Source organism: Paenibacillus sp. FSL R5-0713, assembly GCF_037973325.1.
Taxonomy (GTDB): domain Bacteria; phylum Bacillota; class Bacilli; order Paenibacillales; family Paenibacillaceae; genus Paenibacillus.
On record NZ_CP150229.1, the window covers coordinates 1870913 to 1884106 of the forward strand.

Annotated in this window: 11 protein-coding genes; 10 read left to right on the plus strand and 1 reads right to left on the minus strand. The window is 49.2% G+C overall.

Going from position 1 to position 13194, the window contains the following annotated elements:
* Positions 1 to 19: 19 nt before the first annotated feature.
* The 8 genes from MKZ12_RS08560 (at position 20) to MKZ12_RS08595 (ending at position 11412) form a co-directional block, all read left to right on the plus strand.
* A complete protein-coding gene (locus MKZ12_RS08560) occupies positions 20 to 2944 on the plus strand; it encodes an extracellular solute-binding protein (protein ID WP_339259932.1) in 2925 nt (974 codons plus the stop codon).
* A 75-nt stretch (positions 2945 to 3019) separates the two neighbouring features.
* Complete coding sequence (locus MKZ12_RS08565; protein ID WP_091032984.1) at positions 3020 to 3931, plus strand: sugar ABC transporter permease; 912 nt, start codon at positions 3020 to 3022, stop codon at positions 3929 to 3931.
* A gap of 3 nt (positions 3932 to 3934) precedes the next feature.
* Complete coding sequence (locus MKZ12_RS08570; protein ID WP_017689719.1) at positions 3935 to 4798, plus strand: carbohydrate ABC transporter permease; 864 nt, start codon at positions 3935 to 3937, stop codon at positions 4796 to 4798.
* Between the two features lie 11 nt (positions 4799 to 4809).
* Complete coding sequence (locus MKZ12_RS08575) at positions 4810 to 6276, plus strand: NHL repeat-containing protein (protein WP_339259933.1); 1467 nt, start codon at positions 4810 to 4812, stop codon at positions 6274 to 6276.
* Entirely contained in the window at positions 6257 to 6877 is a 621-nt protein-coding gene (locus MKZ12_RS08580) for a YIP1 family protein (RefSeq protein WP_339259934.1), read from the plus strand. Before MKZ12_RS08575 ends, MKZ12_RS08580 begins: the two co-directional genes overlap by 20 nt.
* Positions 6878 to 6891: 14 nt before the next feature.
* Complete coding sequence (locus MKZ12_RS08585) at positions 6892 to 9477, plus strand: DUF5696 domain-containing protein (RefSeq protein ID WP_339259936.1); 2586 nt, start codon at positions 6892 to 6894, stop codon at positions 9475 to 9477.
* Positions 9474 to 10373: a sugar ABC transporter permease gene (locus MKZ12_RS08590; RefSeq protein WP_339259938.1), complete on the plus strand. Its 900-nt coding sequence runs from the start codon at positions 9474 to 9476 to the stop codon at positions 10371 to 10373. The genes MKZ12_RS08585 and MKZ12_RS08590 overlap by 4 nt, the downstream gene beginning before the upstream one ends.
* A 28-nt stretch (positions 10374 to 10401) precedes the next feature.
* Positions 10402 to 11412 carry a carbohydrate ABC transporter permease gene (locus tag MKZ12_RS08595; RefSeq protein ID WP_339259939.1) on the plus strand — a complete coding sequence of 337 codons (1011 nt, stop codon included), beginning with the start codon at positions 10402 to 10404 and terminating at the stop codon, positions 11410 to 11412.
* A 142-nt stretch (positions 11413 to 11554) separates the two neighbouring features.
* Here the strand turns inward: MKZ12_RS08595 and MKZ12_RS08600 are convergent, their stop codons facing one another.
* On the minus strand, positions 11555 to 11821 hold the full coding sequence (locus MKZ12_RS08600) for a hypothetical protein (protein ID WP_339259941.1): 267 nt from the start codon (positions 11819 to 11821) through the stop codon (positions 11555 to 11557).
* A gap of 108 nt (positions 11822 to 11929) precedes the next feature.
* Here MKZ12_RS08600 and MKZ12_RS08605 point away from each other — a divergent pair, with 108 nt between their 5' ends.
* Together MKZ12_RS08605 and MKZ12_RS08610 are read left to right on the plus strand one after the other, a co-directional pair.
* Positions 11930 to 12472 carry a hypothetical protein gene (locus MKZ12_RS08605; protein WP_339240729.1) on the plus strand — a complete coding sequence of 181 codons (543 nt, stop codon included), beginning with the start codon at positions 11930 to 11932 and terminating at the stop codon, positions 12470 to 12472.
* A 94-nt stretch (positions 12473 to 12566) separates the two neighbouring features.
* On the plus strand, positions 12567 to 13175 hold the full coding sequence (locus MKZ12_RS08610; protein ID WP_339259943.1) for a DUF1349 domain-containing protein: 609 nt from the start codon (positions 12567 to 12569) through the stop codon (positions 13173 to 13175).
* Positions 13176 to 13194 lie beyond the last annotated feature (19 nt).

Here is a 13194-nt window from a genome sequence, read left to right on the forward strand (position 1 = left end):
GATGAGGAGGACTCGCAGGATGGCTGGAATTCTACAACGTAAGACATGGATATTCTCCACAGTGATCATCGTGGCGGCAGCTTGCATCATTCTATATGTAACTTCCGGCGCTGATGAGGGTGCAGACGTTCCACCTGGCAGTCTGCCTGCCATTGAAGTGGATGCGATCTTGCAGCAAACCCGGCAGAAGAAGGGATACGAACAGTATCGCTCTGGAACAGACCAGGCTTCACAGCCAAGTGTGGACATCACCATTGAAGCGGGAGATTACATAAGAGCCGAAGGTGAAGACGTCCGCAAACTCACTAATTATGAGGGAATGGATGGTGTATCTCTCCATACGGGAGAGACCGGACAAGTGGATTGGATCATTAACGTGCCGGAGACCGGGCTGTATAACCTGTCCGCAATCTATTATCCCGTTGAAGGCAAGAGCTCAGCTATTGAACGTGCATTGTACATTGACGGTGAACTTCCTTTTGCGGAAGCCGCCTATTTGCAGTTTGATCGGGTATGGGCCAATGAGAAAGATGTTGTGGAGCAGGACAATCAAGGCAATGACCTTCGTCCGAGACAAGTAGAGCAACCACGCTGGATGGAAGAAACGTTTCAGGACTCCGACGGGTACGAGCAGGCTCCATTCAAGTTTTATTTGGAAAAAGGGGAACACACCCTAACGCTAAAATCTTCGCGTGAACCCATGGTGATTCGGTCCATACGCCTTTTCAATGAGAAGACAGCCGTTCCTTACGCAGAGACTGCGGGGGCACAACAGTCGGATTCCTCCGGGCAGCCGAAGGATGTCCTTATTCGCATTGAAGGAGAAGCCGCTATTGCCAAATCTTCACCTACGTTATACCCGACGAGCGAAAGGTCAAGTTCTGCAGTATCTCCTTACAGTGCTTCCCAGGTACGCATCAATACGATTGGTGGCTTTAACTGGCGTCTGCCAGGACAATGGATTGAATGGGAAGTGGATGTGCCGGAGAGCGGACTGTATCATATCGGTTTTACCGCACAGCAGAATTTTGTCAAAGGCATCTATTCTACTCGCAAACTGACCATTGACGGTGAAGTTCCGTTCGCAGAGATGGCCCAAGCGCCTTTTCGTTATCAAAGTGACTATCGCATTGACGTCATGGGTGGCAAGGAAGCATACAAGTTTCAATTGGAAAAAGGAAAACATGTGCTGCGGCTGGAGAACAGCCTGGGTGATTTTGCGCCCCTCATCCGAAATGTGGAGGACAGTCTGTACAACTTGAACTCCATGTACCGGCGCATTCTGATGATTACAGGTACCAAGCCCGATGAATTCCGGGATTATCGGGTGGAACAGCAGATCCCGAACCTGCTGGAAGTGTTCAGTGGGGAGAGTAAACGACTCAAAGACGTGGCCGCACAGCTTCGTCTTCTATCAGGACAGTCCAGCGATCAGGAAGCACTGATCAAGACGATGGCGCAGCAACTGGACGAGATGATTGACAAGCCAAATACCATACCAAGAAGGCTTGGAGCATACAAAACCAACACAGGGGGTCTCGGCACATGGGTGCAGCAGGCACGAGAGCAGCCCCTTGAGATCGACGCATTGTACGTCACTTCCATCGACCAAGATATTCCCGGAACAGGCATGGGGCCAATTGCCAAGCTCGGTCATGAAGCGAAGATATTCTATCATTCGTTCTTCATTGATTATAACCAGATCGGCAATGTAGCTACATCAGAAGATCAGCGCACCGTAACCGTCTGGATTGGCAGCGGGCGGGACCAGGCGAATACGATGAAGGCGATGATTGACAAGACATTTACACCAGACAGTGGCATTAACGTGAACTTGAAGCTGGTCAACATGGGAACCTTGCTGCCAGCGACCTTGTCGGGCGAAGGACCCGATATTGCCATGCAGATCGGCAATGATCTGCCCGTGAATTTTGCCATGCGGAATTCGGCTGTAGATCTGACGCAATTCAGTGACTATGGCACCGTAGAGCAGGAGTTCAGGGAAAGTGCAATCGTACCGTATGCCTATGATTCAGGCGTATATGCCTTGCCGGAGACGCAGACCTTTAACATGCTGTTTTACCGTAAGGATGTGCTCGAAGAACTGGGACTTGAAGTGCCTCAGAACTGGGAGGATGTCGAGGCGCTACTCGCGATTCTGAGCAAAAACCATATGGAATTTGGCATGCCGGTTGTGACCCAGGCCAATATGCAGGGTGTCAATATTCCACCGAACTCGCAGTATGCCACAATGCTGCTTCAGAACGGAGGCGCCTTCTATCGGAACGATGACAAGGAGTCGGATCTGGATTCCCGGATCGGGATTGAGACCTTTAAGCGGTGGACAGAGTTCTATACCGATTACAAGCTGGAGCGGGAATATGATTTTGCCAACCGTTTCCGGACAGGACAGATGCCTATTGGGCTAACGGATTACACCATGTACAACCAGCTGTCCGTATTTGCACCAGAGATTCGGGGATTATGGGGATTCGTTCCTGTCCCGGGAACCGTTCAGGCGGATGGAACCTTGAATCGGGACGTACCGGGTGGAGGCAGTGCAGTCATGATGCTGGAGGGTGCCAAGGATCAGGATGCGGCGTGGGCGTTCATGAAATGGTGGACCAGTGCACCGATTCAGGCGGAATTCGGACGGGAGATGGAAGGTCTGATGGGTGCGGCGGCTCGTTATCCAACGGCCAACATCAAGGCACTGGATTCCCTGCCGTGGCCTGCCGAGGATTACGCCAATCTGAAGGCGCAATTTGAAACGGTGAAGGGTATTCCCGAAGTACCTGGTGGTTATTTTACAGGCCGCCATCTATTCAATGCATTTTACAAAACCGTTGTTGGCCAAGTGGAAGCCAGGGAATCCATCATGGATTATACCCAATATATTCAGGACGAGATTCGAGTGAAGCGTAATGAATTTGGTCTTCCGTAAGCAGAGGGAGGGTTAATCGTGCCACAAATATCACTCCGAGACGGACAAAACAGTCCTCCTGAGAAAGCGTCAAGGATGGGCATGAAATCGTGGTGGAGCTGGAAGCTCCAGGAAATGAAGGCCAGCAAACATTCCTATGTTCTGCTTGCACCTTATATGCTGCTGTTCGTCATGTTTACCGTGATTCCGGTTGTCATCTCGATCATACTCAGCTTCACCTACTTTAATATGCTGGAATTCCCGCGTTTCATTGGCTGGCAGAACTATACCCGCCTGTTTCTGGAGGATGATGTATTCCTGATTGCGATTAAGAATACGTTGTTGTTCGCCATTATTACCGGGCCGATCAGTTATATTGCCTGTTTTGTCTTCGCGTGGATCATTAATGAGTTAACACCGAAATGGAGAGCGTTCATGACGTTGATCTTCTACGCGCCCTCCATCTCGGGCAATGTGTATTTTATCTGGCTCATGATTTTCTCGGGAGATCGTTATGGTATTGCCAATGGGCTGTTGATCAAATGGGGTTTTCTGCTGGAACCGATCCAGTGGCTGAAGACGGAAGCCTATATTATGCCCATCCTCATTCTCGTGCAGTTGTGGCTGAGTCTGGGAACCGGATTTCTGGCATTTATCGCGGGTTTGCAGACCGTGGACCGGACGTTATATGAAGCGGGCGCGGTGGATGGGATCAAAAATCGCTGGCAGGAGCTGTGGTACATTACCTTGCCTTCGATGCGTCCACAGCTCATGTTCGGCGCGGTCATTCAGCTCACAACTTCGTTTGCCGTGGCTGATGTGTCGATTGCACTGGCCGGGTTCCCAAGCGTGAACTATGCGGCAGAGACGGTGGTCACCCACTTGATCGACTTTGGTACAACGCGGTTTGAGATGGGATACGCATCGGCGATTGCGACCGTGCTGTTCATGATCATGGTGGGCACCAACTTGCTGGTACAGAAACTGCTTCGAAGGGTGGGAGAATAACCTATGGCTGCAATTGCAACAGGAAAAAAGCGGGTGAATCGCTCGCTATCAGGAAGTCTCTCCCTGTTTGCCCTTCTGCTCGTATTTGGTGCCTTCATGGTGCTGCCGTTGATCTATGCGATCAACAATGCATTCAAACCATTGGATGAGATTTTCACCTTTCCGCCAACGCTGTTTGTCAAAAATCCCACATTCAGCAACTTTACAGATCTGCTGAATCTGCTGAGTGACTCGTGGGTACCGTTTTCACGCTATATATTCAACACGGTATTTATTACAGGTATCGGAATTGTAGGTCATGTGCTTCTGGCTTCCGCAGCCGCCTACCCGCTTGCGAAGCACAAGTTTCCAGGCAAAGTATTCATGTTCCAAGTGGTCGTACTATCACTGATGTTCACACCGGCAGTTACGGCCATTCCGAACTATATGATCATGTCATGGCTCGGATGGATTGACACGTACTGGGCTGTTATTATTCCGGCATTTGCCTATTCACTTGGGTTATATCTGATGAAACAGTTCATGGAGCAGATCCCGGATGCACTGCTGGAAGCGGCCAAGATTGATGGTGCCAGTGAATACCGGATCTTCTGGTCCATTGTTATGCCCAATGTGAAGCCAGCCTGGCTTACATTGATCATTCTGCTGTTCCAGATGTTATGGGGCAGTGATGGCAATGGGTACATCTACAGCGAGCAGCTCAAGACCCTGCATTATGCAGCAGGTCAGATTATTCAGGGCGGAATATCCCGGGCAGGAGCGGGTGCTGCGGTAGCACTGATTTTGATGAGTGTGCCGATCACGCTATTTATTTTCTCTCAGAGCCGAATCATTGAGACGATGGCGAGCTCGGGCATGAAGGATTAAGGGGGAACGATATGGCACGCACAGTGAAAAGATGGCTTGTTCTCCTGGCGGCAGTATCTCTGCTGCTGGTGAATGCCGTGCCTGCGGCGGCCTCCCCGGCGCCGTATGAGAGTTATAACTACAACTACTGGAAAGAGGCTATTCCTTCACCAGATGCCTATCTGCCCGAGCGCACCATTTCAGGCCGTGACCTCGGCATTAGTGAGTTCAAAGACCCCGGTGATGTGAACGTTTCTCCGTCCGGGTTGATCTACATTTTGGATAGTGGCAACAATCGAATTGTCGTATTGGACCCGGAATTTAAGTTGCTGCGCGTTATCGATGGATTCATGACAGAGGGCAGCAAAGAGAGCTTTAATCTTCCGGGCGGATTGTTCGTGAATGAAGAAGAACACATATACATCGCCGATACGGGCAACAGTCGAGTGGTTGTTTTGGATGGAGAAGGGATGCTGCTTCATATCATAACCAAGCCGGAGTCGGATATCCTGTCGACCCAATTCCAGTTCCAGCCCTTGAAACTGACGGTTGATCATGTAGGTCGCGTATATGTTGTGGCACAAGGGGTCTACGAAGGCATTATGCAGTTTGACGAGAGTGGGACATTTATCGGATACGTCGGTACCAACAAAGTGGAGCGGGACTACGGCGAATATATCTGGCGCATGTTATCCACCAAAGCCCAGCGTGCACAGATGGTTCTGTTTGTGCCAACAGAGTTCTCCAATGCGGATATCGACCCCAAAGGTTTCGTATATGCGACGAATATTGATCCAGGCTCGAATGAACCGATCAAACGCCTTAACCCGTCTGGCGAAGATGTACTGAAGCGGTTTGGTTATTACGACGTCAAAGGCGATATCCGGTTCCGTAACAATCCCGGTCCATCCAAACTGATTGATGTGAAAGTGCTCGGCGATGGCATGTACAGTGTACTGGATGCGACACAGAATCGGGTGTTCACGTACGACGATGAAGGTCATCTGCTCTACATATATGGTGGCAAAGGAAATCAGGTGGGCACGCTCAAAACGCCAGTTGCGATTGAGCAATCGGGTGAGCACCGCTTGGTTCTGGACCGGGGGAAGAACAATCTTGTTGTCTACGAGCCAACCCGTTTTGGTTCCCGTGTGAATGAAGCGGTCGCACTCCACTATCGAGGCGAGGACACGGAAGCCGTGAATATATGGAGAGAAGTGATTAAGCTGAATGCCAACTATGACATCGCCTATATCGGTATCGGCAAGTCCTTATTAATGGAGAAGAAAAACGAGGAGGCGCTGGGGTACTTCGAACTTGGGATGGATCGCAAGAGTTATTCTGTCGCGTTCAAGAGGCATCGGCGAGAGATGATGAAGGAACATTTTGGTACATTCCTGACCGCTGTAATTGCGCTGATTGTCATTCTGATCCTGACCCGGGTGGCGGCTAAATGGAGACGGAGGAGGCAGGTCGATCGTGAAGCAGGATTTCATTAAGTTTCCGCTGCATCTCATTTTTCACCCCATTGATGCATTCTGGGACCTCAAGTCGGTTAACCGGGGACGGCTGTTTGTTGCTTTGGCAGCACTTGCGCTTACCATTGTCATGATGATTTTACAAAAGCAGTACGCAGGCTTTCTCGTTAATTACATCGATCCCCGCACGATTAACAGCATCATTGAGATCGCCACAGTTGCGGTGCCTTTCTTTCTATGGTGCACGGCCAATTGGGCAGTAACAACCTTGATGGAAGGGGAAGGCAAGTTCAGGGAAATCGTTCTGGCAACAGGTTACTCGCTCATTCCGGTTATTCTGGTCTATGCCCCGATGATCGTGATTAGCCGGTTCATGGTGCAGGAGGAGACTGCTTTTTATTATCTGTTCAATAGCATCGCATTTTTCTGGTTTGTACTGCTTCTGTTCATTGGCATGATGACGGTACACCAGTACACGGTGGTTAAAACGATCGTTACGATGGTGCTGACACTCATTGTGATGGGCATTATTGTATTCCTTGGCGCACTGGTCTTCAGCATGCTGCAACAGTTGTACGAATTCGGTTATAACATCTACCGCGAGTTGATTTTTCGGACCTAAAGGAGGCGGCATCCGTGAACCAAAGGCAACGACTATATACGGTGCTGGCTGGTGGTGCAGCTGTAATCATGATTGCAGCCGGGCTGCTGTATATAAACAACAGGGGCATTCCTGCCGTAGAAGCTGCGGCTTATCTGGACACAACAACCAGAGCTATGCCTGTCACGGAGGAACCATTGAAGTTCCTTGTCGACTCTTCGCAGGGGGTGCCTGGTATGCAATTGGTAGCCGAAGATCAGGGCTTGGCTCTGTACTATAACGAGGAGACAACGGAAATTGCAGTACGTGACGGGAAAAGTGGAGAGGTCTGGTACAGCAACCCGAAAGAACGGGCTGAGGATGGTCTTGCTTCTGCGTATGAGAAAGAAGTGCTGTCCTCCCAGTTGAACGTGTCTTTCCGGGATTCGATGGGCACTTTGGAGAACTTTCCAAATTTCAGTTCGAGTATAAGCAACAAACAATTCACAGTGGGCCAGATCGATCAAGGGATTCGGGTCAACTATACACTGGGTGATACATCACTTGGGATTGATGCACTGCCGAAGTTGATTAGCAAACAGCGACTGGAGGAGAAGGTTCTTTCCAAGCTGGACGCTTCTGTCGCTAGATACACATCTGCCCGTTATTATCCAACCAAGAACAATCCGGATATTCTGGAACGGCTGGATGGACAGATTTCGAAGCAGCTTGTGCTGAACAAGATGTTGAGTGCATTTGAGACGGCAGGTTACACGGCGGACGATCTCGCTTATGACAATCAGGAGAATGGAGTCGAAGGCGGAGGTGTATCGGATAAGCCAAGCTTCGTGATTTCTGTGGAATACCGATTGGATCAAGGGGCGCTTGTTGTGACCGTGCCTCTGAGTCAGATAGAGGAAAGTGGGCAATACCGTATCCGAAATATTGATTTGCTCGCTTATTTTGGTGCTGCGGATACGAAAGGTGAAGGCTACATGCTGGTACCTGACGGTTCGGGTAGTCTGATCCACCTGAACAACGGGAAAACCCAGGAAGAGCAGTATGTACAGCGTGTCTATGGTGCAGACCCGAATGATAATTCGCTCAGTCGTCCTCAGGTTAGTGAATCCGCGCATATGCCTGTGTTTGGTCTGAAGAACGGGGAGAATGCGTGGTTTGCAGTCATTGAAAAAGGGGACGGCATAGCCAGTATCTCCGCGGATATTGGAGGCAGACAGAACAGCTACAACCATGTGCATGCAACCTTCTCGCTGCGGGGTGAGGATGAACTGGAGATGTACACCTCGCAGAAAATGCAGGAGATTCAACTGCTTGGCGAAGAGCCTTACCGTGGAGACATTCAGGTCCGCTATCATTTCCTTCATGGAGAAGATGCCAGTTACTCGGGAATGGCCCGCCTGTATCAACAGCAGTTAATAGAACAGGATGTGCTGAAACCCCTCGCGGAAAAGACAGCGTTGCCGTTTTATGTAGATGTGCTTGGTGCAGTGGACAAAAAGGCTTCGTTCCTTAGCGTACCCTATCGGACCACTTTAGCTATGACGACGTACGAACAGGCCATTGAAATGGCAGCGAAGTTACAGCAGAATGGTGTGAACCGTGTACAAATGCGGTATCAGGGATGGTTCGGCGGTGGTGTCAGCCATCATACGCCAACGCAGGTGAAGTTGGACAAGGAAGTAGGTAGTCGTTCCGAACTTCAGGCATTGTCAACTAAGCTGGAGCAGTCGGGTGGAGCTTTGTACCCGGATGTGGCTTTCCAGCATATTTATCACGATGATATGCGTTTTGCTCCTTCCTCGGATGCGGCGCGGTTTGTTACTAAGGAGACAGCAGAACTGTATCCATACAACTCTGCGCTTAATCGTATGGATCAGAGTAAGGACAGCTATTATCTGCTCTCAGCGGCCAAGCTTCCTTATGTGGTGAGTGAGTTTACTGATCAATTCAATCAACTGGACCTCGGTGGATTATCCCTTCGTGATCTGGGGCAGGTCCTGACTTCGGATTACCGGGATAGTCGGGTGATTCATCGGGAGACGGCAAAAAACATAGTGAAGGAGCAGCTGGGCAAGTTGGCACAGTCCTATCCGAACCTGATGGTATCCGCAGCGAATAGCTATGCTTGGGGTAGTGCCCAACATGTTGTAAATGTACCCGCAGGGTCAAGTCGGTTCAATATTACCGATGAAGAAGTTCCTTTTTATACGATGGTCATTCATGGATACATGAACTATGCGGCATCTCCAATGAACATGTCGGGGGATCAGGATCTCCGCAAACAGTTGCTGCGAAGCTTGGAGCTTGGAGCAGCTCCGTTTTTCCAATGGACCTATGAACCATCATCCAGGCTGAAGCTGACGAATTATGATTCGGCCTACGCAACGGAGTACAGTTATTGGGTGTATGACGCCATTGCTTTGTATAAGCAGGCCGAAGACGTACTGGGAGATGTGGTGAATGAGAAGATCCTCAGACATGAACGCATTCAGGAAGGTGTGGTCCGAGTCACCTATACTGGCGGTACAACCATTCTTGTGAATTACAATGCGGATGCAGTAACTGTGGATGGAACGACGGTTGGCGGGACGGACTATGTGGTGGGAGGAGTGAACCGATGAGAACCATTCGATTATCGCTGAAGTCACGGAGAGCGCTGCTTGGACTTGCCTTTATTTCGCCGTGGCTGCTCGGTTTCATCTTCCTCTTTGCCACACCGCTCCTGCAATCGATTCGGTTCAGTCTGAGTAATCTGTCCGTTGCTCCGGGAGGATACGTTCTGGACTTTGTTGGATTCAAAAATTTCAAGGATGCGCTTCTGGTTGATGCTACATACAACCGGATTCTGGTGGATTCCGTAGGAGCGATGTTGCTGAATGTGCCGATGATTCTGTTCTTCAGTCTGTTTACAGCAACACTGCTTAACCAGAAGTTCAGAGGTAGGACGATGGCACGTGCGATCTTCTTTCTGCCGGTTATTCTGGCTTCCAGTGCAGTTGCAGCAGCAGAGTCTGCGGGATTAATCAATCTAATGGGGGATGCAAGTGCTGTCGATGCGGCCGCTGATGGTGGTGCCTCGTTCAATGTGGTATCCATTGTGCGGATGCTGGCGGATGTGGGATTGCCAATGGCCTATGTGGATTACATCGTTGAAGCCATCATGCGGATCTATGAGATTATTAGCAGTTCGGGTGTGCAGATTCTGATCTTCCTCGCCGCGCTGCAATCGGTACCGGGATCAATGTATGAGGTTGCGAAGATCGAAGGGGCGACAGCCTATGAATCGTTCTGGAAAATAACATTTCCCATGGTCAGTCCATTGATTCTGACGAATGTCATCTATACCATCATTGATTCCTTTGCCGGAAGTCCGGTCACGCAGGCGATCTATCAGACCGCATTCAAAACCCAGAACTTTGGCTTAAGCTCGGCGATGTCCTGGCTGTATACGCTGGTGATTGGCCTTGTACTGATCGTAGTGGGCTGGGTACTGTCACGGCGTGTTCATTACAACTGACAGTTCACATTGAGGGAGGTTTCAGATTATGGCTGCATCAGGGACAGATCGCATGGTGGTAGTTCCGAAGCAGAATTACCACATGCAGCGGGTGCGAAACAAGACATCGGACCTTCTCTATTCCATATTCAGATATGCTTTGGTCATTGGTATTTCATTTATTATTTTATATCCGTTATTTCTCAAAGTGTCAGTGGCGTTCAAGGATAAGCAGGATATCTACAATCCAACGATCTATATGATTCCTCAGCACGTTACATTGGATAATATTCGGCTGGCGGCACAAGTGATGGATTACCTGCCTCTGCTGGCGAACACGTTATTGTTCGTTACCATTACAACGCTTCTGACAGCCATATCCTGTGCACTTGCCGGATACGGCTTTGCCCGGTTTTCTTTTCCAGGTAGCAATGTGCTCTTTGTACTGGTGATCCTCACCATTCTGGTGCCAACAAGCACACTCATGGTGCCGATGTATCTGCATTTCCGCAGCTTTGACTTTATGGGCATCATCCAGTTGTTTACCGGAAAGAATGGCATTAATCTGCTGAATACGTATTGGCCTTCCGTGATTACGGCGGCAACAGCGGGAGGGCTGAAGGCGGGGTTGTTCATCTACATCTTCCGACAGTTCTTCAAGGGCATGCCGAAAGAGATTGAGGAAGCCGCCCTGATTGACGGCGCTGGTGGCTTCAAGACGTTTGCCCGTATCATGTTGCCCAATGCCATCTCACCACTGATTACGGTCATTCTGTTCTCCTTTGTGTGGCAGTACAACGATACGTTCTATTCGGCATTATTCATGAGTGAAAGTCCACTGATCTCACTGAAGGTGGCTTCCTTGCCTGCTCAGGCGAACCAGTTGATTCCGCAACTGATGGGCTTTGGTTCGAACTCGGGCATTAAGGCCGATCCGAACTATGTGGCCATGATTGTGCATACAGGTATTTTGCTGGCGATTGCACCGCTGATTATTTTGTATCTGTTTGTGCAGCGTTATTTCGTGGAGAGCATTGAGCGCTCAGGTGTAGTGGGTTAAGGGGAGCGTTGAATTGAGATGAAAGAAGCGTGGGTATTCGCTGTAACAATTCATGCGAATACTCACGCTTCTTTCTGGTTGGGTACATATGTAAATGGAGCTGTCCTTTGGAGGAACATTATAATCTGTTTCGAACCAAAATCTAGTTTGCCGGTTGCAGCATATCTCGGATATTGGGATATAAATTCACACTGTTCGTGAATAAGATATATGATTGATTAACCGTACGGATCAGAATCCTCTCGCTTGTGCCATTAACCGGACCGATCCGAATGGCGGATGGTTCGCTGCCACCGTACGTATCATCCAGAGTGACCGATGAGATATGTGCGATGGGGATTTCGATTTTGGAGAACTGCCAGCGGATGACCAGTTTATCTTCTATTTTTTTCACGTTAACGCCAAACATAGGTTGATCTCCTCCTGTTGTAATTCATATCATTGTAGTAATCTCGTATGTCCAGTTTATCATATTATGGATAAAATTACCTTATTAATAATGAAGGGAGTGGAAGGGTTGAACGACTGGAATGCCTATCATTATTTTGAACAAAGTCTTGGTCCTTTCAGAAATCTCTCCAGCCTGTCTGCGGATGAAGCAGAAGCAGTAACTCAGCAGATCCGTCTTCAGGGAAGGAACTTTGCCAGTCGGCGATCCGCAGATTACATGGCCATTCGCAGAATGCTTGAGCATAGAGCTTATGAGCAGTTTGTTGCCAAAGGTGGAAAGCCGCTGCAATCATATCCCCATTACCTGACGCTTGGCGCATGTGAATGGTTGTCGTCCTGGTATTCAGAACCTGATCATGTGCTCATTCCGTGGGGTGATCTTCCTGTCGATGTTGTGAGTTTTACCTACGGGGACTTGTTTCCAACAATGAGGTTTGACGATGCTAAACCTTATCGTAAGCAGATTTATACCAAAGATGAAATCATCGAAGTGATCCAAACCTATGGTTGGCCTCAGGAATGGAACCGTCAGGGCGATAAGGGTCCGGAACGTTATATTGAGGTGCAAGTGTGGGACGAGCGGTTCATCCAATCGTACACACGGGTGTAAGATAACGGGGATGGATACAGGATTAACCATGAGACATACCGAATACAAATAGAGAAATGAGTCAGCTTAAACTCCAACACAAAGGGTGTGCCACATGACGAATCTATTCGAACATTGTTCAGGTCAGACTTTATCTGCCAACCTGGGATGGCTGAACGAGCCAGCAGATTGGTCCATTGAAGACGGCAAAGTAACGATAACCGTTTCGCCAGTCAGTGACTTTTTCATTGATCCGGGAGGTGACCCGGTGAAAGCCTCAGCTCCATTTTTACATACGATAATCAAGGGAGATTTCAGCATCGTCACTCAAGTACAGGTGGACATGAAAGAACAGTATGACTCGGGCTGTCTGATGGTAATGGTAGACGATACGAATTGGGCTAAAGTCTGCTTTGAATTTTTTGAAGAACAGCCGTCCATTCTCAGTGTTGTGACCCGTGGTAACTCGGATGATTGTGTATCATCCTCTGTAGATGTCAGCAAGCCTTATCTGCGTGTAGCCCGTGCAGGCAGCAGCTTTGCTTTCCATTATTCCCAGGATGGTGAGAAGTGGAAACTGGTACGTTATTTTGGCCTTGATTGCCCCGAAGAGATCAAAGTTGGCATCGTGGCCCAATCCCCAATCGGGCAAGGGACCACAGTTACTTTTGTAGATGTACGGCTTCAGTATGGACTGACCGGAAGTGTACGCCGAGTAGAATAAAAAACGATCAGAACGTTGT

What these genes read in the sequence shown, in the direction of transcription:
- MKZ12_RS08570 (WP_017689719.1), top strand. Translation starts at nt 3,935, where the DNA reads ATGGCTGCAATTGCAACAGGAAAAAAGCGGGTGAATCGCTCGCTATCA.
- MKZ12_RS08590 (WP_339259938.1), top strand. Translation starts at nt 9,474, where the DNA reads ATGAGAACCATTCGATTATCGCTGAAGTCACGGAGAGCGCTGCTTGGA.
- MKZ12_RS08610 (WP_339259943.1), top strand. Translation starts at nt 12,567, where the DNA reads ATGACGAATCTATTCGAACATTGTTCAGGTCAGACTTTATCTGCCAAC.
- MKZ12_RS08560 (WP_339259932.1), top strand. Translation starts at nt 20, where the DNA reads ATGGCTGGAATTCTACAACGTAAGACATGGATATTCTCCACAGTGATC.
- MKZ12_RS08600 (WP_339259941.1), bottom strand. Translation starts at nt 11,821, where the DNA reads ATGTTTGGCGTTAACGTGAAAAAAATAGAAGATAAACTGGTCATCCGC.
- MKZ12_RS08575 (WP_339259933.1), top strand. Translation starts at nt 4,810, where the DNA reads ATGGCACGCACAGTGAAAAGATGGCTTGTTCTCCTGGCGGCAGTATCT.
- MKZ12_RS08595 (WP_339259939.1), top strand. Translation starts at nt 10,402, where the DNA reads ATGGCTGCATCAGGGACAGATCGCATGGTGGTAGTTCCGAAGCAGAAT.
- MKZ12_RS08565 (WP_091032984.1), top strand. Translation starts at nt 3,020, where the DNA reads ATGGGCATGAAATCGTGGTGGAGCTGGAAGCTCCAGGAAATGAAGGCC.